Genomic DNA, 20,096 nt, shown 5'->3' on the forward strand with positions numbered 1-20,096 from the left:
AGCTTGTCTCTTTACGCTTTTTAACAAAGAAAAAGTGCGGTCAATATTCAAAACGTTTCAAATATTGACCGTACTTTCTTTTCATCTTTAGCAAGTGTTGGAGAGAATTAACTCACCTCTTTTACGCGCAATTCTTTTGGCACTTCAAAGAACATATTTTCTTCTAGCCCCTGCAATTCTTCTACATCCGTGACGCCAAATTCTTTCATACGCGCAATCACCGATTGCACTAATTCTTCCGGCGCGGAAGCACCCGCGGTGACACCAATGGTTTGCACGCCATTAAACCAATCCGGCTGAATATCATTGGGATCATCAATTAACTTGGACGCCACCCCCATTCGAGAAGCCAACTCCGCCAAACGGTTAGAGTTAGAGGAGTTTTTGGAGCCTACCACGACCACTAAATCCGATTGTTTTGCCAGTTCACGCACCGCCTGTTGACGATTGGTTGTGGCATAACAAATGTCGTTTTTATGCGGGCCTTGAATCGCAGGATATTTTTCTTTTAACGCGCTGATGGTTTCCGCCGTGTCATCTAAAGACAGCGTGGTTTGCGTCATAAAGGTTAAATCATCGTTGTGGCTCACCGGGAGGTTAGCAATATCCTCAATACTTTCAATGAGATAAATGCCGCCCTCTTGGTTGCCGTATTGCCCCATGGTGCCTTCCACTTCCGGATGGCCTTTGTGCCCGATGAGAATCGCTTTCGTGCCTTTTTTACTGGCACGCGCCACTTGCATATGTACTTTGGTCACCAACGGACAAGTTGCATCAAAGACTTTCAAGCGACGATCTTTGGCTTCTTGGCGTACTGCTTGGGATACGCCATGAGCGGAGAAAATTACAATGGCACCATCCGGCACTTCGCTCAGTTCTTCTACAAAAATAGCCCCACGCTCACGCAAGCCGTTCACCACAAAACGGTTATGCACCACTTCGTGACGTACATAAATGGGCGCACCATGAATTTCCAACGCCAATTCAACAATACTGATGGCACGATCGACGCCGGCACAAAAACCGCGTGGGTTGGCTAAAATTATCTTCATTTTTGACCGCTCTTTTGTTTATTCTTATCACCTTTAAAGGCATCTAATGCCAGTAAACCGGCGCCGATACAAATGGCAATATCTGCCACATTAAAAACCGGGTAATGATAAATGTCCCAATAAAAATCAAAGAAATCCACCACAAAACCGTTGTAGGCACGATCCACCATATTAGCAAGTGCACCACCAATAATCAGGGCATAAGCTGAATTTTGTAATTTTTGGTCGGCACGATTTTTCTTCATGAAATACGCCAGCATCAGAGAAATACTAATCGCCAACAGAATAAAGAAATATTTTTGCCAACCATCGTGATCCGCCAAAAAGCTGAATGCCGCGCCATAATTTCGTACATAAGTGAGATTAAACACCGGCAGAACATTCACGCTTTCATACAAATCAAATTTTTGTACCACGATATATTTCGTCAGCAAATCAAGCAAAAAAGCGACCGCACTTAGCCAGAGAAAAGAGAGTCCGGATTTTTGTTGGGACATAGTTTTTCCTAAATAAAATCATTATCAAAATTAGGTTGCCATTCTAGCACAAGGCAAGGTTTTATACAGAAAAACTGATTTGGAACATCATGAAAGAACAGAATTTCTCTATGACGGGGATCACAAAATTTAACAGCGCAATTTGTTTTTCCTGCTCTTTTTCGATAGACTCTGCGCCATTATTAGTCGGGGTGCCATTGGCTGAGATAATACCCGTGAACCTGAAACAGTTAACACTGACGTAGGAAACTAAATCATGTCTATATTGCCATTCTTTTTAAAAACATTCTTAAAATCCACCGCACTTTTCTGCCTCCCTCGCTAAGTTAGCCTGCGATGCATTGTCTCGATATCCAACATCTATGCTTGCAATTCGATCACAAGCCGCTGTTTGTCGATCTTCATTTTCGTGTAGAACAAGGGGAATGGGTTGTGCTACTTGGGCGTTCCGGTGTAGGGAAATCCACCTTACTTCGCGCCATTGCAGGATTGGAAAATGCAGCGATTACACAAGGGCATATCCAATTTGCCCCTCATACCAAAGCGGCTTGGTTAGCACAGCAAGACAGTTTATTCCCATGGCTTTCTGTGTTGAATAACGTGCAGTTGGCGCAGCACCTTAGCGGTCAGAAAAATGCCAAAACCCAAGAGAAAGCCAAAGAACTATTACATGCCGTCGGCATGGCGGCTCATTGGCATAAACCTTGTTATCAACTTTCCGGCGGACAACGTCAACGGGTGGCACTGGCCCGCACCTTAATGCAAGATGCCGATTTAATTTTAATGGACGAACCCTTTTCCGCCCTGGATGCGGTCACCCGTTTACAGTTACAAAATCTTGCCTGCGAACTGTTGCAAGGGAAAACGGTGATTTTGGTAACCCATGATCCGCAAGAAGCCATTCGTTTAGGCGAAAAAATTTATGTATTGCAAGGACAACCGGTGCAAATAAAACAGGTTGCTCAATTAGATCCCATAAAGCCCCATCAGCTTCACCAAGAGGCGCTGTGGTCGCTACAAAATAAGCTTATCGAACAATTAATGGCGGAGCCAACATGAAAAAAATAGCCCGTCTTATCTTATTAAGCGCCCTGTTCATTGCGTTCTGGCAAGGCATTATCAGTCTGTTTGATGTGCCGCCCTACTTATTGCCTACCCCGCTTGCTGTATGGCAACGATTAATGACGCAAGCGGACTTGCTCTTCATGCATGCCCAAATTACGTTGCTGGAAATTTTGTTAGGCTTATTTTTCGGTTTTCTATTCGGGCTATCCTCTGCGCTACTACTTACTCTTTCCCGCAAAATCTCGGCTTTCTTAATGCCATTATTAGTGATTTCACAAGCTATTCCGGTGTTTGCTATCGCGCCATTACTGGTGTTGTGGCTTGGTTATGGCATGGCATCCAAAATCACCATGGCGATTTTGATTATCTATTTTCCCGTCACGGCAGCCTGCTATGACGGCCTACGCAACACACCGAAACCCTGGCTTCAACTTGCCCAAACCTTGCGTATTTCACCTGCGGCAATGCTATTTAAAGTGCGTTTACCGGCGGCATTGCCCGCATTAGCATCAGGATTACGCATTGCCGTCTCCATTGCGCCCATTGGCGCCATTGTGGGGGAATGGGTCGGTTCTTCGGAAGGATTGGGCTATTTAATGTTACAAGCCAATGCCCGAATACAAATCGACTTAATGTTTGCGGCGCTATTTTTACTTTTACTCATGGCGCTTTGCCTGTATTTCATCGTGGATAAATTACTGCGCAAAGCCCTGCCGTGGGTAAGCTATGTGCATTAGGAGGAAAAATGCTCAACCAACTGATTAAAAACGCCCAGCCTTATTGGCAACAATATGTAGAACATGACTTTGTCAAACAGTTGGCAAATGGCACCTTGCCGGCAGAGTGCTTTCGTCATTATTTAAAACAGGATTACCTTTACCTGTTTCATTACAGTCGTGCATTTGCCTTGGGTATCTTTAAAGCCAAAGACTTTAGCCAAATGGAAATACCTCGAAAAAGCCTTGAAAGTATTTGTCAGGAAATTCAATTACATTTGGCCTATTGCCGACAATGGGGCATCAGTGAAGCGGAAATATTTGCCACCCAAGAAAGCGCCGCTTGTATTGCCTATACTCGCTATTTATTAGATTGCGGTGCCAGCGGCGGTTTAGCTGAAATTTATGCGGCCATTACGCCTTGTGCCGTAGGCTACGCACAAATCGCACGCTATATCACAGAAAACTACCCGCGCTTAGCCAATAATCCGTATCAAACTTGGATCGACACCTATGCTTCGGAGGCTTTTCAACAAGAAGCGGAAGAAACGTCTAACTTTTTGACCGCACTTTGTGCTGAATTTACGCCATCCCAACAAAACCAGATTCAACACATCTTTACGACGGCCACCCGCATGGAAATTGCCTTCTGGCAAATGGGGTTGGATCTCGCTTAACCACAAAAAGGAGCTACTATGAAAAAACATATTCTTTCAACATTGATTATCGGCGCGCTTTCACTTAGCGTTCAAGCCGCTGAAAAACAAAAACTATCTTTAATGCTGGATTGGTTTGTCAACCCGGATCACGCGGCGTTGATCGTTGCACAGCAAAAAGGCTTTTTTGCCGAACATAATCTGGAAGTGGATATTATTGAGCCTGCCGATCCATCGCTACCGCCTAAATTGGTCGCCGCCGGCAAAACAGATTTAGCCGTAGATTATCAACCGCAACTGCATATTCAAATAGATGAAAAACTACCTTTAGTGCGTATTGCGACATTGGCAGATTCTCCGCTAAACAGCTTGGTCACGTTAGAAAACAGCGGCATCAAAACCTTAGCGGATTTGAAAGGAAAGAAAATTGGCTATTCCGTTAGCGGTTTTGAAACAGCACTGCTGGATGCCATGTTGAAGTCGGCCAATTTAAGTAATAAAGATGTCCAACTGATTAACGTGAATTGGTCTCTCTCCCCTTCTTTAATTAGCAAACAAGTGGATGTGGTTATAGGTTCATTCCGCAATTTTGAATTGAATCAATTAGCCATTGAAGGTTATCAAGGTAAGGCGTTTTTCCCTGAACAGCATGGCGTGCCGACCTATGATGAATTAATTATCGTCGCCAATAAAGACAAGATTCATGAAGCGAAATACAAAGATTTTATCAGCGCGCTACAACAAGCCACCGATTACCTTTATGCACACCCGGAAGAAAGTTGGCAGCTTTTTGTCAGCTATAAACCGACAGAATTGGATAACGAGCTTAACCGCCGCGCCTGGAAAGACACGCTGCCTTATTTGAGTAAACAACCGGGTAGCTTTAATAAAGCGAACTATGAAAAAATGGCGGACTTTATGTTGCAACAAGGATTATTGAAATCGAAAACGGCGGTAGAACATTACGCCACGGAACTGAAAAAATAAATAAATGCTTTACGATCAAAAAGTGCGGTCAATTTTGACCGCACTTTTATTTAGACTTTACTGCATGATTAAGCGAAACGTCTCACTTCGCCGTTACCTGCAACGTTTTCTACGCAACGCGGGCAAAGTGTCGGATGTTCCGGATTCACGCCGATTTTGTCGGAATAATGCCAGCAACGTGGACATTTTTCACCGTTAGAACGTACAACACTTACTGCAATCCCCTCTAACTCGCCAACAGCCACATCTGCCGGTTTGTCTGCTAATGCTTTCACTTCCGCTTTTGAGGTAATTAACACGAAACGTAATTCATTGCCTAATTGTTCTAACAAGGCACGATATTCATCGTTAGCATAAACGGTCACTTCCGCTTCCAAACCGCCACCGATCACTTTGTCGTTACGGGCGATTTCTAACACACGGTTCACTTCAGAACGTACTTTGATCAGTTGCTGCCAGTAAGCATCATCTAATTTTTCGTTCGCACCCAAGCCGAATAAGCCTTCATAGAATTCTTCAGTGAAGACGAATTCTGCACGTGCAGTTGCCGTTTGTGGCAAGTAGCCCCACACTTCATCTGCGGTGAAGGAAAGGATCGGTGCCATCCAACGTACCAATGCTTCCGCGATGTGCCATAAAGCGGTTTGGCAACTACGGCGCGCAAGGCTGTCTGCTTTGGTGGTGTATTGACGATCTTTGATAATATCAAGGTAGAACGAGCCCATTTCCACCGAACAGAAACGCATTAAGCGTTGCACCACGGCGTGGAATTGATAGTTATCATAAGCATCTTTGATTTCGTTTTGTGCTTCTAATGCACAAGCCACCGCCCAACGATCCAAGCTCATCATTTCTTCCGGTTTAACTGCATCACGTTGCGGATCGAAACCATTTAAGTTAGCTAATAAGAAACGTGCCGTGTTACGAATACGACGATAGCTGTCCGCCGCACGTTTTAAGATTTCATCAGAAACGGTCATTTCACCGGTATAGTCGGTAGAAGCCACCCATAAACGTAAAATGTCGCCACCGAATTTATCCATCACTTCTTGTGGCGTCACGATGTTGCCGATGGATTTTGACATTTTGCGGCCTTGACCATCCACGGTGAAGCCGTGAGTTAATACTTGTTTGTATGGTGCTTTGCTGTCTGTTGCGGTAGAAAGCATTAAAGAAGACATAAACCAACCACGGTGTTGGTCGGAACCTTCCAAATACATATCGATATCTTGACCATTAAATTCCGGACGATTCGCCACCACAGAAGAATAGGTTGATCCTGAGTCAAACCATACGTCAAGGGTATCAGGCACTTTACGATAGGTTTCTGCATCGGCGCCTAATAATTCTTTTTCGTCTAAATCCCACCATGCTTGAATACCGGCTTTCTCTACGCGTTTAGCCACTTCTTCAAGTAATTCTAAGGTGCGTGGGTGAAGTTCTTCGGTTTCTTTGTGCACGAATAACGTCATCGGCACGCCCCAAGTACGCTGACGGGAAATACACCAGTCCGGGCGGTTTTCCACCATTTTTTCGATACGCGCTTGACCCCAATCCGGAATCCAGCGAACTTGTTTGATTTCACCTAAGGCTTGTTGGCGTAAACCTTGTGTTTCCATGCCAATAAACCATTGTGGTGTCGCACGGAAAATAATTGGGGTTTTATGGCGCCAGCAGTGTGGGTAGCTGTGTTTGATTTTCTCAACTTTTAATAAGTTGCCCACTTCTTGCAATTTTTCAACAACCAATGGATTCGCTTCAAATACGCCTTTACCTGCAAAGAATTCAGTGGTTGAAATAAATTTACCGTCATTCGATACAAGACCCGCCATTGGTAAATTATATTTTTGTCCTACAATAAAGTCGTCCAAACCATGATCCGGTGCAGTGTGTACTAAACCTGTACCGCCATCGGTAGTCACGTGATCGCCTAAAATCACCGGCACAGTGAAATCATAGAACGGATGGTTAAAGCGTACTAACTCAAGCGCTTGACCTTTTACGGCCCCTAAAATTTCAACTTGTTCTACACCCACGGCTTTCGCCACCGATTCCACTAATTCAGCGGCTAAGATCACACGCTCATCACCAAGTTGGACTAGGTTGTATTCTAATTCTGCATTTACCGCAATCGCACGGTTAGATGGCATTGTCCAAGGTGTTGTTGTCCAAATGACTGCAGATAATTTGCCATGGCCTTTGCCTACTGCGTTAAATTTCTCTTCAATTTCTACCGCACTTACTGCAGGGAAACGCACATAAATGGACGGAGAAACTTTGTCTTCGTATTCCACTTCCGCTTCAGCCAAAGAAGAACCGCAATCCAAACACCAGTGCACCGGTTTAGATCCTTTGTATAAGTGGCCGTTAGCAATCACTTTGCCAAGCGTACGAATAATGTGTGCTTCGGTATCAAAGTTCATGGTCAAATAAGGGTTATCCCAATCGCCCAACACGCCTAAACGGATAAAGTCTTTTTTCTGTCCTTCCACTTGTTCCGCTGCATATTCACGGCATTTCGCCCGGAATTCGGCCGCAGAAATTTTCTCGTTTGGTTTGCCCACTAAGCCTTCTACTTTTAATTCAATCGGCAAACCGTGACAGTCCCAACCCGGAATATAAGGCGAGTCAAAACCTAACGCGGTTTTGGATTTCACGATAATATCTTTCAGAATTTTATTCACCGCATGACCGATATGAATGTTGCCGTTCGCATACGGAGGGCCATCATGCAAAATAAAGGATTTTTTGCCTTTTGAAGTTTCACGAATTTTTTGATAGAGATTTTTCTCATACCAGTTTTTCAACATCACAGGCTCGCGTTTGGCTAAATCGCCGCGCATTGGAAAGCCCGTTTCAGGGAGGTTAAGGGTATTTTTATAATCAGTCATTTTATATTCCAGTGTTATGTAAAAATTAAAATTTGTGTTCTATAAAGTGCGGTCAGTTTTGAAAACGTTTTTTGCCGTTTCTACATCCTTCGCAATTTGTGCTTTTAAATCGTCAAAAGAGGGAAATTTCATTTCATTGCGGATTTTATGACAGAGTTCTACATCCAACCATTGGGCATAAAGATCGCCTTGAAAATCAAATAAATGTGCTTCTAGTAATTGATTCACACCATTGATGGTCGGGCGGGTGCCGATATTCGCGACCCCATTAAAAAACGCGCCGGATTTTAACCGCACTTTGACGGCATACACGCCTTTGACCGGATTCACCTGACGATGCAAGCGAATATTCGCGGTCGGAAAGCCGATGGTGCGACCAAGCTCATTGCCATGAATCACGCGACCTAAAATACGATAAGGACGTCCAAGTAATTTTTCCGCCAACGTTAAATCGTCGTTTGCCAACGCCTCGCGAATCGCTGTACTACTGATTCTCAATTCATCTAAGCAAAAGCTACGGTTATCCTCTACGGTAAAACCAAACTTTTCACCGGCTTGTTGCAACAGTGCAAAATTGCCTTGGCGCTTAGCACCAAATTTAAAATCATCACCAATGCTTAAAAACTTCACATTTAATTTGCGCACCAGACAATCTTCAATAAATTGTTGCGCGGGTAAATTGGCAAAAGTGCGGTCGAATTTTGCCACAATCACCATGTCCACGCCTGCCTGTTTGAGATAACGCAATTTATCACGTAAACGCATCAAGCGTGCAGGCGCATTTTCAGCACAGAAATACTCGCGTGGCTGCGGTTCAAACAACATCACCACCATGGGTAAATGCAACTCATCGGCTTTTGTCCGCAAATGACGCAGAATGGCTTGATGTCCCAAATGCACTCCGTCAAAATTGCCGATAGTCAACGCGCAAGCGTGCAAATTTTGCGGTAAATTTCCCAAGCCACGAATCAGCTGCATTATTAAATTTGTTCCATTTAATTTCAGTGAAAAAAGATTTCGGTATTATACGCATAAATTAAGGCGTCACAAAAGCGAATTTCATGTGGTGTGCACGCCCATCAAATCCCGTTTACGAATACCTAACAACACTAATATTCCACCATAAACCATTGCGGCTAAAACGATCAACCACGCTAGCCAATGCACGCGGGTAAGAAAACTCATGGCATTCCATTCAATGAGTGTTGGGCTGTTATACCAAACCAACAGTCCCATCATGGCAGCGGCACAAAAAACTTTCAGAAAAAACACCGCACTTTGACGGCTAAAATGATAAACGTCCGCTTTTGCCAAACCACGATAAAGCAGATACGCGTTCAATGTTGCCGACATGGCAGACGCCATCGCCAAGCCTACGTAACTGAAAGGAATCGCTAATAAATTGAACGCCATGTTGCTTACCATGGCAATAATGCCGATTTTCACCGGCGTTTTGGTGTCTTGGCGGGCGTAATAACCATTCGCCAAAATCTTGATTAACATGAAGCTCAGAAGCCCTGCGTTAAAGCCCCAGAGGGAATAAGAGGCTGACTGCACATCGCTAAAGGTAAAGCTGCCGCGCATAAACAGCACGAGCAACATCGGTTGCGCCAACACAGCGATACCAATCATTGCTGGCACGCCGAGCAATAAAATCATGCGTACGCCCCAGTCCATTGTGTTGCGAAAATCCACCGCACTTTTGGCGTTATCATCGCGGTTTACATGATGGCGGGCAAGGGTCGGCAAAATCACCGTAGAAATGGCGATACCGAACAATCCAAGAGGAAACTCTAACAAGCGGTCGGAATAATATAGCCAGCTGATGGAACCCGTCATTAAAAAACTGGCGATAAAGGTATCAAGTAGCAAGTTGATTTGGCTCACGGAAACGCCAAATAAAGCAGGAATCATCAGTGTGCGGATTTTCTTCACGCCTTCGTCATGCCACGCCCATTTGGGTTTTACTAATAATTTAGCTTGATATAAGAAAGGCAGTTGAAACAGAAATTGTAATAACCCGCCGAGAAAGATCCCGATAGCCAAGCCTAAATCCGGATTTTCCAACTGCGGTGCCAACCAAAGTGCGGTGGCAATCATGGCAATATTGAGCAACACCGGCGAGAACGACATCACGCCGAATTTACCGATGGTATTTAGAATCGCACCGGACAGCGCAACGAAGGTCACAAACCATAAATAAGGAAAAGTGATTTTGAGTAGCAACGAGGCTTGCGTGAATTTTTCCGCATTCGGCCCGTCATTCAGCCAATCGACAAACCAACCTGTTCCGAAAATTGCCGCCACCACCGGCGAGCCGATCATCGCCAATAACGTAACGACGGTAACCAAGCCCCCCAAGGTGCCCGACACCTTGCCGATAAACTCGCGGGTTTTGGATAAATCACCGGATTTTTGATACTCCGCCAACACCGGCACAAACGCTTGTGAAAACGCCCCTTCGGCGAATAATCGGCGGAGGAAATTAGGAATACGGTTGGCGAATAAAAATACGTCTGCCGCCGCACCGGCACCGATTAAATTAGCAATCACTACATCGCGCACCAAGCCTAACACACGCGAAACGAGCGTCATACCGCTCACGATCATGCCGGATTTTAATAATCTTTTGCTCAAAACGAATTACTCTGAATGATAAAATTTGCCTAATTGTATAGAAATTTCGTTTTTACGCTATATTCTAAGGGAAAAAACTGTTAAAATCCCGCGCACATCGTTTGGTGAGCCCGTTTAGAAAGAGCTTGTTAAGTATAACGATGCCAACGTTCGGTTGTGTCTCACCGAAATCAACACAAAATTCCCGTTGACAAAAGTATAAGAAATCGGCATATTTACGCCCCTATTTTGTCACTATTAACTAACAGAAATTTTTAGGAGTTTGACCTTGGCTAATATCAAGTCAGCAAAAAAACGTGCGGTTCAATCTGAAAAACGCCGTCAACACAACGCAAGCCAACGCTCTATGATGCGTACTTACATCAAAAAAGTTTATGCTCAAGTAGCAGCGGGTGAGAAAGCAGCAGCTGAAGCAGCATTCGTTGAAATGCAAAAAGTTGTTGACCGCATGGCTTCTAAAGGCTTAATCCACGCTAACAAAGCAGCAAACCACAAATCTAAATTAGCTGCTCAAATCAAAAAATTAGCCTAATTTTTGCCTTATCATAAAAAAACCGCTCAAACGAGCGGTTTTTTGTTTTCGTGTTTTTTTGATTCTTCCCAAAGAGAAAACAATCATAAAAGCCACCGCACTTCCCTATCGCATTCGTCTTCGACGCTGATGAAACGCTTTGCTCGTGGATGGCATTGTTTTGTTACTTGGCGTAGGTGTTTTTTCCACAACATGAACATGCTTACGGCTGCGGCGATAGTGGCTGAGGAAATAATGAAAACTGCTGGCAAACAGAATTCCAACGAGAAAAACAATGACAATTTCACCATATAATCGATAAAAAATTTGATTGATTTTACTTTGGGTCGTTTGTCCGTATTTGGCATCAAAAGTGACGCGTAAAAAGCCTTCCAGGCCGTTTGGGGAATAAATAGGTTCCACAATTTGCTGAGAATCCGCTTCCTTTTCTTCTTTATCCAAGCCCAACAAACTGCGTATATCTGACGAGTTGGTGCTTTGTGCTAATAATTCACCATTACGCGCATACACTGCCGCATCCAGTACAAATTCTTCTTTGGTGAAATTATCCAAATTCTCCACTAACCGTTCTGTTTTCGCATTATTCACCAACAACATCGAAAATAGATTCGCTTGCTGGCGTGCCAATAAATGAGAAATATTAGCGACCTGATTTACACTGGCTAGCTGTGAGCCGATTTTAAATTGTTGTACGCCAAATAAAATGACTGCCATGATGCCCGCGCATAACAAAACAATGCCAAAGAACATCATAAATTTAATCACTTTTTCTTTTGTTAAATGCAAGTTATTTTCCCCAAAGTTTAATAAGTAAGCTAGAATACAGTGCTTTTAAAAACCGCCACAATTTACAGGATTTTTATGCAAACACAAAATCTTAACGCCATTATGGCGCATTTTTCTGAACTTCCTGCACCATTTATTGCTGACAAGCCCTATCATTCGGATCAGGCGTTTATTCTCTATTCCAACAGCCTAAATCTCACAAAGTTACAAACCTTTCAGCAAAAGTGCGGTGAAAATTTTTTGTGTTTTTCCGCGTGGAATGTGTTGCATAACACCGTGGTATTGCTCAAAGGCGAGTGGAAAGCGGAGTGGATTGGTATTGCCCATGAATTAGCTCTGGATATTGCGCCGCTAAACTTTCACGCCAGTTTGAAGCAAGCGGGATTATTGGTGATGGACATGGATTCCACCGCCATCCAAATTGAATGTATCGATGAAATCGCCAAGCTTGCCGGCACCGGTGAGATGGTTTCCGCCATTACGGAACGCGCCATGCGTGGTGAACTCGATTTTAGCCAAAGCCTGCGCCAACGGGTTGCCACCTTAAAAGATGCGCCGGAAGGCATTTTGCAAGAGGTCAAACAGCATTTACCGCTGATGCCGGGATTAGTCGAAACAGTCAAAGAACTCAAAAATCACGGTTGGAAAGTGGCCATTGCTTCCGGTGGATTTACCTATTTTGCCGAAGTATTACAACAAAAACTCGGCTTAGATTTCATTGCAGCCAATCAATTCGAGATTATTGACGGCAAACTTACAGGCAACGTACAAGGCGCCATTGTGGATGCACAATACAAAGCGCAAACCTTACAACAGTTAGCACAACAATTTAACATTGCCACTGAAAACACCGTTGCCATCGGCGACGGCGCCAACGATCTCGCCATGATGCAAGTTGCCGATGTCGGCGTGGCTTATCACGCCAAACCAAAAGTACAACAATTGGCGCAAGTTATCATCAACTTCACCGATTTAACCGCACTTTTATGTATTTTAAGTGCAAACGACAAAATGAAATAAGGAGAAAACCATGCCATCATTCGACATTGTTTCCGAAATCAGCGGACACGAAATCCGCAACGCCGTGGAAAACGCCAACCGCGAACTCACTAATCGTTGGGATTTCCGTAACGTACAAGCTGCGATCGAATTTAACGAAAAAAACGAAAGCATTAAAGTGAGCAGCGAATCGGATTTCCAAGTGGAGCAACTCATCGACATCTTACGTAACGCTTGTATTAAACGTAACATCGAATCCACTTCCTTAGACATCCCTGCTGACTATGAACACAGCGGCAAAACGTACAGCAAAGAAATCAAGCTGAAACAAGGCATTGAAACCGACATGGCGAAAAAGCTCACTAAGCTTATCAAAGATTCCAAAATCAAAGTGCAAAGCCAAATCCAAGGCGAGCAAGTCCGTGTTACCGGAAAATCCCGCGATGATTTACAAGCCGTGATTCAACTCGTCAAAACAGCGGAACTGGGGCAACCATTCCAATTCAATAATTTCCGCGATTAAAAACGCGTTCAAAAACGACCGCACTTTGGATAATTAAAGTGCGGTTTCCTTTTCCCTTCATTGAGAAAAAACCGACTTTCCGCTACAATACGCCACTATTTTTATTCACGTAAACAGACTATGTCAGAAATTAAGTTAATTGTTGGGCTTGGCAATCCCGGCGATAAATACACAGACACCCGCCACAATGCCGGAGAATGGTTAATTGCGCGTTTAGCACGGCGGTTTAATGTCACATTAAATGCGGAAAATAAGTTTTTCGGGAACGTGGGAAAAACGCTGATGAACGGCAAAGAAATCCGTTTTTTGGTGCCAACAACCTTTATGAATTTAAGCGGTAAAGCGGTTGGCGCATTGGCGAATTTTTATCGTATCAAACCCGAAGAAATTTTAGTCTTACATGATGAACTAGATTTACCGCCCGGCAGCGTTAAACTGAAATTAGGCGGTGGACATGGCGGACACAACGGCTTAAAAGACATTGTTGCCGCATTGGGCAATAACAACAATTTCTATCGTCTGCGTATTGGAATCGGCCACCCGGGACATCGTGATTTAGTGGCAGGTTATGTGTTAAACAAACCGTCACCCAGTGAGCGTGAAGCGCTTGAAAAAGCCCTGGATGAAGCGGCAAATTGTGTGGAACTGCTTTTCAAAGACGGCATCGTCAAAGCCACTAATCGACTGAATAGCTTTAAAATTTAACCGAAAAGTGCGGTAAAAAAACAGGGTAAATTTCAACCGCACTTTTCTTCACCAATAAGGAAAAATTATGGGATTCAAATGTGGTATCGTGGGTCTGCCAAATGTGGGCAAATCCACACTTTTCAACGCCTTAACCAAAGCCGGCATTGAGGCGGCAAACTATCCGTTTTGCACCATTGAGCCAAATACCGGTGTGGTGCCAATGCCGGATCCGCGTTTAGACGCCTTAGCAGAAATCGTCAAACCTGAACGCGTATTGCCAACCACCATGGAATTTGTGGATATCGCAGGTTTGGTGGCCGGTGCGAGTAAAGGTGAAGGCTTGGGTAACAAATTCTTAGCTAATATCCGTGAAACGGACGCCATTGGCCATGTCGTACGTTGTTTTGAAAACGATGACATCGTACACGTTGCGGGCAAAATTGATCCGTTAAACGATATTGAAACCATCAACACCGAACTAGCGTTAGCCGATTTAGACAGCTGTGAACGTGCGATTCAACGTTTACAAAAACGTGCTAAAGGCGGTGACAAAGATGCGAAATTCGAGCTGTCTGTGATGGAAAAAATCTTACCGGTACTTTCTGAAGCAGGTATGATTCGTTCCGTGCCGTTAGACAAAGACGAGTTATTGGCAATCAAAAGCTACAATTTCTTAACCTTAAAACCGACCATGTACATTGCGAACGTGAACGAAGACGGTTTTGAAAATAATCCTTACCTCGACAAAGTCCGCGAATTTGCCGAAAAAGAAGGCTCTCTCGTAGTGCCGGTATGTGCCGCAATTGAAGCGGAAATCGCCGAGTTGGATGATGATGAAAAACTTGAATTCTTACAAGATCTCGGCATTGAAGAACCGGGCCTAAACCGTGTCATTCGCGCCGGTTATGCGCTTCTCAATCTACAAACCTACTTTACCGCGGGCGTAAAAGAAGTTCGCGCATGGACAGTTTCCGTGGGTGCCACTGCACCGAAAGCGGCTGCCGTGATCCATACCGATTTTGAAAAAGGCTTTATCCGTGCTGAAGTGATTGCCTACGAAGATTTCATCCAATTCAAAGGTGAAAACGGTGCCAAAGATGCCGGAAAATGGCGTTTAGAAGGGAAAGATTACATCGTACAAGACGGCGATGTCATGCACTTCCGCTTCAACGTGTAAAACAATCAAAAAATGAACCGCACTTTAAGCAACTAAAGTGCGATTTTTTTATCTCTTTTTTAAGGAATTTACATGTCTTCTTCAATTAAATATCGTGCTGAAATAGATGGACTTCGTGCCATTGCGGTCATTTCAGTGATCATCTATCACCTCAATGCAAATTGGCTACCGGGTGGTTTTCTTGGCGTAGATATTTTCTTTGTTATTTCTGGCTTTCTCATTACCGGCATCATCATTAATGAGATTCAAGAAAATAGTTTCTCTTTTAAAGACTTCTATACTCGCCGTATAAAGCGAATTTACCCGGCATTCATTGCCGTCATGGCTCTTGTGTCTTTGGTTGCTTCCGCATTATTTATCTATAATGATTTTAACCAACTCAGAAAGACCATTGAGCTTGCCGCTGTATTTTCCTCCAACTTTTATCTAGGGTTTAAACAAGGTTATTTTGACCTTAATGCGACAGAAAACCCTGTTTTACATATTTGGTCATTAGCCGTTGAGGAACAATACTACTTAATTTTCCCTTTATTTTTATTATTTGTTTACAAAAAAGCAGGGAATTTAAAATCTATTTTTAGGTTTACACTAATACTCTTTGTCCTGTTGTTATTAACCTCATTTATTTCTAACACTTTTTATAAAGATGTATTACATCAACCGAATACTTATTATCTTTCCAATTTACGCTTTCCGGAATTGCTTATTGGATCTTTATTAGCCATTTATAATATTAATCTATCGGCAAATCACACATTTAATAAAAAGCTGATTGGGAATTTCAGTTTTTTATTATTGCTAGCTTGCCTATATTTTTATCATAACAAGTTAGTCTTTATTCCCGGAGTAAGCTTAGTTTTACCTTGTTTACTTGCAGCCCTTGTCATTTACACCACAACGCAAGAGAGTATTGTCAAAAAACTGCTTTCCACCAAACCAATGGTATTTATTGGAAAAATATCTTATTCACTCTATTTATACCATTGGATATTTATCTCTTTTGCCTACTATATTACGGGCACCAAACAAATAGATAATCAGATTGTATTGTTAGTCACGGCGTTAACCGTACTTTTCTCTATCTTGAGTTATTACCTAATTGAGCAGCCAATTAGAAAATCAAAATTAAGTTTCAAACAGGCATTTTTATATCTCTATGTGATCCCTTCTGTTTTAGTGATTGGATATAACACCTATGAAAGAAAACAGATCAAAAATGAGAAAGAACAAATTGAGCAAGAAGTGCCATTAGCAGAGACGAATACGCACCTCCCAGCAAAAATCTTAACAATTGGCGATTCACATGCCGGCCATTTAGCTTATTTCTTAAATTATGTCGGTGCGCAAGAAGGCTGGAAGGCGGATATTCTAAATACAGGTCCAGATTGCCAAGTATTGGTAGATAAAAATGGAGAAGTGACACCGGAATGCCAATCACAATGGAATGAAATAGCCAAATACGATGCCGTTTTCATTTCTGAGTTTTATGATCTTCGAATGGAAGGTCAACCGGTTCCGCGATTTGAAGCTGAATCTTATTTAGTCCCTGACTTTGAAATCAGATTCAGAAAAATGGTGGAAAAACTCGCAACAGAAAAACCTGTTTATGTTTTTGCCAATAACAGCTCGATTAACCGTTCCCCTATTCGAGGACATCTTCTCGCTAAATATGGGCTAGATAAATACCTCGAGCCAATTCGTAGAATGGGCGATATTGATGCAAGTAATCAAATCATTCATGATTTAATTAAAGATATCCCGAATGCACATTGGGTTGATGCACAGCAATATCTTCCTAAAGACAGTGTAATGGCGGAAGGAAAATATCTCTATGGAGATCAGGACCATTTAACAAACTTTGGTGCTTACTATTTAGGGAAAGAATTTACCAAACACCAAAGATTGCTCTCCCCTGAACAAGTTAAAAAATTATATAAATAGTTCAATCTTGTAAGTATTTTTCGAATCTACCCTGTTAACAAAAAGTGCGGTTTTTCTACCGCACTTTTTTATTACTGTTGTTCTTTATTCAGCAACAACCGTTCTGTTTCAAAATCATGATGTAACGGCTCAATATCGGGCATGGTTTTATTGGCTTTGGCAGAAAGTGCTTTAAAGCGTTCAACTTTGCCTATCAAGCCCTGTTGCCCCACGAGTGCAGTAACAGCGCTGTTGTAGTGCGAACTGACAGTGGAAAGGCTATTCCCCACTTTCGCCAAACGCTCTGCGAGTAAGCAGATTTGGTTGTAAATGTCGCCGGCTTTTTCGCTGATTTCACGCGCTTCGGCATTACCGCGTTCCACCCGCCACAGGTTCGCCACCGTACGTAAAATCGGCATCAGCGTGGTATGTGACACCATAATGACATTTTTGTCATAACCGTAACCGAATAAACTCGGATCCATTTTTAAGGCTTCAATGTAAGCGGGTTCCACGGCAATAAACATCAACACGAAATTCGGGCTACGTACGCCGATAAGGTTGCTGTAATCTTTACGGGATAAGTCGTCGATGTGATTACGCAACGCCTTAATGTGCTCGCGCAGAAACGCCTGCCGCTCTATTTCATCTTCAGCACTGACCGCACTTTCATAGGCGTTAAGCGACATTTTGCTGTCGATAATCAAATGTTTCTCATCCGGTAGGTTAAGAATAAAGTCGGGATAATTGCGTTTGCCCTCTTCGTTTTTAAAATGCGCCTGTGCCGTGTAATGTTCATCTTCCACCAAGCCGGCAGATTGCAGCGCCCGCTCCAACTGCATTTCGCCCCAGTTGCCTAGAGTTTTCTTTTCTCCTTTCAGAGCGGAAGTCAAATTGTTCGCTTGTTGCGACATACTTAAACCGATTTCTAACACTTTCTTAATTTCCGCTTCCAAGCCCGCGTTGCCTTTGAGGGATTCCGAGTGAATTTCATTCACTCGTTTTTGGAAACTCTCAATTTGCTCACGGAATGGCTTTAACAAGCTGTCCATGGACGCTTGGTTCGTTTGCTGAAAACGCTGGCTTTTTTCTTCCAAAATACGATTGGCGAGGTTTTGAAATTCCGTATTGAGCTGCTGTTTGGTTTGTTCAACATGTTGTTGCTGCTCAACAAAATACTTTTCTTTTTCCGTTAACGTGGTTTTCAATTCCGCGAGTTCCTGCGAAAGTGCGGTGTGTTTTTCCATTAAATTTGCCAGCGATTCTTCTTTGCGGACAATCTGTGCTTGGCTTTGCACAAGTTGTCCGCGCAAGCTGTCCGCCTGTGCCGATGCCACACCAAAACGTTCTTTCAGCGTCGTTATTTGTTCTGCGATGGCGGAATGGCGAGCCTGTTCTTCGTTCAGTTCCGTTTGCAAATACTGTACTTTTTCATCCCGTTCGTTTAAGCGAATTTGTAGCCCATCGGCCGTGGTTTGCGCTTTCACCACCTCTTGTTCTAATTGATTTTTACGGGCAGTAACGGCATCAAATTTTTCTAATAAGCGATTAAAATCCTCAATGTTTTTATTTAAATCCTGTTGTAATTCCAGGCTATCCCGCTTCCGGCGCGCGCTGACAAAAAGCAAAATAAGGCAAAGCACGCCCAATGCGGCGCAAACGCCCAATAACACATTTAAATCAATATCCAATGCAAACATGTTCCCTCCTAATATTGGGCGTTAGTATAAAGGAAATCCGTAGCCTTTGCCGACCTTTTGCTTTTTCATTTCGTGGGTGGTAAAAGGCGCAAAACTTGCGGTAGAATGGCGCTTGAAGCATTTTCATATTTGTCGAGAAAAATCACCGCACTTTTAGGGCATGCCATGAACCAACCTTTATTTCAGCCTACCAAACACGAGGAACACTGCCCACAGTGCGGTGCGTTGTTGCAAATAAAACAAGGCAAAAAAGGGCTGTTTCTCGGCTGTTCTGCCTATCCGCAATGTGATTATTTAAAACCGTTACAGGCTTCCAACGAAGTAAAAATCCTTAAAATATTGGAACAAAACTGCCCTCAATGCGGACATTTATTGGCGCTAAAACAAGGGCATTTCGGCATGTTTATCGGTTGTAGCAATTATCCTGAGTGTCATTTTGTGGTACATGAGGAAACAGAAGAGGAAACGGAAGAACACGTACCTTGCCCGGAATGTCAAGAAGGACAGTTAGTGGCGCGGCGTGGACGTGCCGGCAAGCTATTTTTCGCCTGCAACCGTTTTCCGCATTGTAAGTTTTCCGTGCCAACTAAACCCTATTTAGTGGACTGTCCACAATGCTATGGCAATTTAGCCTTATTAAAAAAACAACAGGGCGAACAACGCACTTGGCAATGTGTGAATAAAACCTGTCGCCATATTTTTACGACCGAGTAACCTCATGAATTTACAAGAGATTGTTAACCATTTAAAAAATCAGCAAGTCGTTGCCTACCCCACCGAAGCGGTTTTTGGCTTAGGTTGTAATCCAAACAGCCAAAGTGCGGTGGAAAATTTACTTATTTTAAAACAGCGCCCGATGTCAAAAGGGCTAATTTTAATTGCGCCGAGCTTGGATTTTTTGTTGCCTTTTATGGATGAAAGCCGTTTGATGGAAGAACATTGGCAACGCTTAACTACGCAATATGATCGACCAACGACGTGGGTCGTACCGGCCAAAACAACGACACCCAAATTTCTTACCGGCGATTTTGACAGTATTGCGGTGCGCATCAGCCAACACCCTGCCGTTAAGCTGTTATGCGAACAAGCGGGCTTTGCTCTCACCTCCACCAGCGCCAACTTAACCGGACTGCCGCCTTGCCGCACAGCACAAGAAGTGACACAGCAATTCGGCACGGATTTTCCGGTGCTGGATATGCCTGTGGGCGGTGCGGTAAATCCATCCGAAATTCGCGACATTTTCACCAACCAAGTTTTTCGTCAAGGATAAA

Annotated in this window: 19 protein-coding genes and 1 riboswitch; of the genes, 12 read left to right on the forward strand and 7 right to left on the reverse strand. The window is 43.4% G+C overall.

All coding sequences use genetic code 11. The features are described from left to right. Positions 1 to 107 precede the first annotated feature (107 nt). Together ispH and lspA are read right to left on the reverse strand one after the other, a co-directional pair. Entirely contained in the window at positions 108 to 1,052 is a 945-nt protein-coding gene (gene ispH, locus J5A60_RS07400; RefSeq protein WP_109104059.1) for a 4-hydroxy-3-methylbut-2-enyl diphosphate reductase, read from the reverse strand. Continuing rightward, a complete protein-coding gene (gene lspA / locus J5A60_RS07405; RefSeq protein WP_006719296.1) occupies positions 1,049 to 1,549 on the reverse strand; it encodes a signal peptidase II in 501 nt (166 codons plus the stop codon). Before lspA ends, ispH begins: the two co-directional genes overlap by 4 nt. A 177-nt stretch (positions 1,550 to 1,726) precedes the next feature. Next, a riboswitch (TPP riboswitch) is annotated at positions 1,727 to 1,814 on the forward strand. 71 nt (positions 1,815 to 1,885) lie between these two features. On the opposite strand from lspA, the gene J5A60_RS07410 reads away from it, so the two are divergent. Genes J5A60_RS07410 through J5A60_RS07425 form a run of 4 tightly spaced genes read left to right on the forward strand, consistent with a single transcriptional unit; the run spans position 1,886 to position 4,973 of the window. Further along, entirely contained in the window at positions 1,886 to 2,608 is a 723-nt protein-coding gene (locus J5A60_RS07410; RefSeq protein ID WP_109104060.1) for an ABC transporter ATP-binding protein, read from the forward strand. Then, the gene (locus tag J5A60_RS07415) at positions 2,605 to 3,351 is read left to right on the forward strand and encodes an ABC transporter permease (protein WP_212509946.1); all 747 of its coding nucleotides are present in this window, start codon (positions 2,605 to 2,607) and stop codon (positions 3,349 to 3,351) included. Before J5A60_RS07410 ends, J5A60_RS07415 begins: the two co-directional genes overlap by 4 nt. A gap of 8 nt (positions 3,352 to 3,359) precedes the next feature. After that, a complete protein-coding gene (gene tenA / locus J5A60_RS07420; RefSeq protein WP_212509947.1) occupies positions 3,360 to 4,007 on the forward strand; it encodes a thiaminase II in 648 nt (215 codons plus the stop codon). 18 nt (positions 4,008 to 4,025) lie between these two features. Continuing rightward, positions 4,026 to 4,973: an ABC transporter substrate-binding protein gene (locus J5A60_RS07425; protein WP_109104063.1), complete on the forward strand. Its 948-nt coding sequence runs from the start codon at positions 4,026 to 4,028 to the stop codon at positions 4,971 to 4,973. A gap of 68 nt (positions 4,974 to 5,041) precedes the next feature. Here J5A60_RS07425 and ileS read toward each other — a convergent pair whose 3' ends face one another. The 3 genes from ileS to murJ form a co-directional block, all read right to left on the reverse strand. Then, positions 5,042 to 7,864 (reverse strand): isoleucine--tRNA ligase, encoded by a 2,823-nt coding sequence (ileS, locus tag J5A60_RS07430; protein ID WP_212509948.1) that lies wholly within the window; start codon positions 7,862 to 7,864, stop codon positions 5,042 to 5,044. Between the two features lie 39 nt (positions 7,865 to 7,903). Then, positions 7,904 to 8,842, reverse strand: a complete 939-nt coding sequence (gene ribF / locus J5A60_RS07435; RefSeq protein WP_212509949.1) for a bifunctional riboflavin kinase/FAD synthetase — start codon at positions 8,840 to 8,842, stop codon at positions 7,904 to 7,906. A gap of 81 nt (positions 8,843 to 8,923) precedes the next feature. Continuing rightward, positions 8,924 to 10,501, reverse strand: a complete 1,578-nt coding sequence (gene murJ / locus J5A60_RS07440; protein WP_212509950.1) for a murein biosynthesis integral membrane protein MurJ — start codon at positions 10,499 to 10,501, stop codon at positions 8,924 to 8,926. Positions 10,502 to 10,769: 268 nt separating this feature from the next. Between murJ and rpsT the strand changes: the two genes are divergently transcribed. Then, positions 10,770 to 11,033: a 30S ribosomal protein S20 gene (gene rpsT, locus J5A60_RS07445; protein ID WP_005548279.1), complete on the forward strand. Its 264-nt coding sequence runs from the start codon at positions 10,770 to 10,772 to the stop codon at positions 11,031 to 11,033. Positions 11,034 to 11,138: 105 nt separating this feature from the next. On the opposite strand, the gene J5A60_RS07450 is transcribed toward rpsT, so the two are convergent. Next, positions 11,139 to 11,819, reverse strand: coding sequence for a YtjB family periplasmic protein (locus tag J5A60_RS07450; protein ID WP_212509951.1), 681 nt, complete (start codon positions 11,817 to 11,819; stop codon positions 11,139 to 11,141). 75 nt (positions 11,820 to 11,894) lie between these two features. Here J5A60_RS07450 and serB point away from each other — a divergent pair, with 75 nt between their 5' ends. The 5 genes from serB (at position 11,895) to J5A60_RS07475 (ending at position 17,146) form a co-directional block, all read left to right on the forward strand. After that, positions 11,895 to 12,839: a phosphoserine phosphatase gene (gene serB / locus J5A60_RS07455; RefSeq protein ID WP_212509952.1), complete on the forward strand. Its 945-nt coding sequence runs from the start codon at positions 11,895 to 11,897 to the stop codon at positions 12,837 to 12,839. Between the two features lie 10 nt (positions 12,840 to 12,849). Continuing rightward, positions 12,850 to 13,341: a YajQ family cyclic di-GMP-binding protein gene (locus J5A60_RS07460; RefSeq protein WP_006719311.1), complete on the forward strand. Its 492-nt coding sequence runs from the start codon at positions 12,850 to 12,852 to the stop codon at positions 13,339 to 13,341. Positions 13,342 to 13,461: 120 nt separating this feature from the next. Continuing rightward, positions 13,462 to 14,046 carry an aminoacyl-tRNA hydrolase gene (gene pth / locus J5A60_RS07465; RefSeq protein WP_212509953.1) on the forward strand — a complete coding sequence of 195 codons (585 nt, stop codon included), beginning with the start codon at positions 13,462 to 13,464 and terminating at the stop codon, positions 14,044 to 14,046. A 67-nt stretch (positions 14,047 to 14,113) separates the two neighbouring features. Further along, positions 14,114 to 15,205 carry a redox-regulated ATPase YchF gene (ychF, locus tag J5A60_RS07470; protein ID WP_212509954.1) on the forward strand — a complete coding sequence of 364 codons (1,092 nt, stop codon included), beginning with the start codon at positions 14,114 to 14,116 and terminating at the stop codon, positions 15,203 to 15,205. A gap of 72 nt (positions 15,206 to 15,277) precedes the next feature. Beyond that, positions 15,278 to 17,146 carry an acyltransferase family protein gene (locus J5A60_RS07475; RefSeq protein WP_212509955.1) on the forward strand — a complete coding sequence of 623 codons (1,869 nt, stop codon included), beginning with the start codon at positions 15,278 to 15,280 and terminating at the stop codon, positions 17,144 to 17,146. A 71-nt stretch (positions 17,147 to 17,217) separates the two neighbouring features. Here the strand turns inward: J5A60_RS07475 and rmuC are convergent, their stop codons facing one another. Next, positions 17,218 to 18,825 carry a DNA recombination protein RmuC gene (gene rmuC, locus J5A60_RS07480; RefSeq protein WP_212509956.1) on the reverse strand — a complete coding sequence of 536 codons (1,608 nt, stop codon included), beginning with the start codon at positions 18,823 to 18,825 and terminating at the stop codon, positions 17,218 to 17,220. Positions 18,826 to 18,990: 165 nt separating this feature from the next. Between rmuC and J5A60_RS07485 the strand changes: the two genes are divergently transcribed. Together J5A60_RS07485 and J5A60_RS07490 are read left to right on the forward strand one after the other, a co-directional pair. Continuing rightward, a complete protein-coding gene (locus tag J5A60_RS07485; protein WP_212510759.1) occupies positions 18,991 to 19,539 on the forward strand; it encodes a type I DNA topoisomerase in 549 nt (182 codons plus the stop codon). A 4-nt stretch (positions 19,540 to 19,543) separates the two neighbouring features. Beyond that, entirely contained in the window at positions 19,544 to 20,095 is a 552-nt protein-coding gene (locus J5A60_RS07490) for a Sua5/YciO/YrdC/YwlC family protein (RefSeq protein ID WP_212509957.1), read from the forward strand. The last annotated feature ends 1 nt before the right edge of the window (position 20,096 follow it).

This window comes from Aggregatibacter sp. oral taxon 513, assembly GCF_018128305.1.
In the GTDB taxonomy this organism is placed as follows: Bacteria; Pseudomonadota; Gammaproteobacteria; order Enterobacterales; family Pasteurellaceae; genus Aggregatibacter; species Aggregatibacter segnis_A.

Bases quoted from the DNA above. Each gene is read 5' to 3' on its own strand.
- ribF (WP_212509949.1), bottom strand. From the start codon at position 8,842: ATGCAGCTGATTCGTGGCTTGGGAAATTTACCGCAAAATTTGCACGCT.
- pth (WP_212509953.1), top strand. From the start codon at position 13,462: ATGTCAGAAATTAAGTTAATTGTTGGGCTTGGCAATCCCGGCGATAAA.
- ychF (WP_212509954.1), top strand. From the start codon at position 14,114: ATGGGATTCAAATGTGGTATCGTGGGTCTGCCAAATGTGGGCAAATCC.
- tenA (WP_212509947.1), top strand. From the start codon at position 3,360: ATGCTCAACCAACTGATTAAAAACGCCCAGCCTTATTGGCAACAATAT.
- serB (WP_212509952.1), top strand. From the start codon at position 11,895: ATGCAAACACAAAATCTTAACGCCATTATGGCGCATTTTTCTGAACTT.
- J5A60_RS07425 (WP_109104063.1), top strand. From the start codon at position 4,026: ATGAAAAAACATATTCTTTCAACATTGATTATCGGCGCGCTTTCACTT.
- ispH (WP_109104059.1), bottom strand. From the start codon at position 1,052: ATGAAGATAATTTTAGCCAACCCACGCGGTTTTTGTGCCGGCGTCGAT.
- lspA (WP_006719296.1), bottom strand. From the start codon at position 1,549: ATGTCCCAACAAAAATCCGGACTCTCTTTTCTCTGGCTAAGTGCGGTC.
- J5A60_RS07490 (WP_212509957.1), top strand. From the start codon at position 19,544: ATGAATTTACAAGAGATTGTTAACCATTTAAAAAATCAGCAAGTCGTT.
- J5A60_RS07410 (WP_109104060.1), top strand. From the start codon at position 1,886: ATGCATTGTCTCGATATCCAACATCTATGCTTGCAATTCGATCACAAG.
- J5A60_RS07475 (WP_212509955.1), top strand. From the start codon at position 15,278: ATGTCTTCTTCAATTAAATATCGTGCTGAAATAGATGGACTTCGTGCC.
- rmuC (WP_212509956.1), bottom strand. From the start codon at position 18,825: ATGTTTGCATTGGATATTGATTTAAATGTGTTATTGGGCGTTTGCGCC.
- J5A60_RS07460 (WP_006719311.1), top strand. From the start codon at position 12,850: ATGCCATCATTCGACATTGTTTCCGAAATCAGCGGACACGAAATCCGC.
- ileS (WP_212509948.1), bottom strand. From the start codon at position 7,864: ATGACTGATTATAAAAATACCCTTAACCTCCCTGAAACGGGCTTTCCA.
- J5A60_RS07485 (WP_212510759.1), top strand. From the start codon at position 18,991: ATGAACCAACCTTTATTTCAGCCTACCAAACACGAGGAACACTGCCCA.
- J5A60_RS07415 (WP_212509946.1), top strand. From the start codon at position 2,605: ATGAAAAAAATAGCCCGTCTTATCTTATTAAGCGCCCTGTTCATTGCG.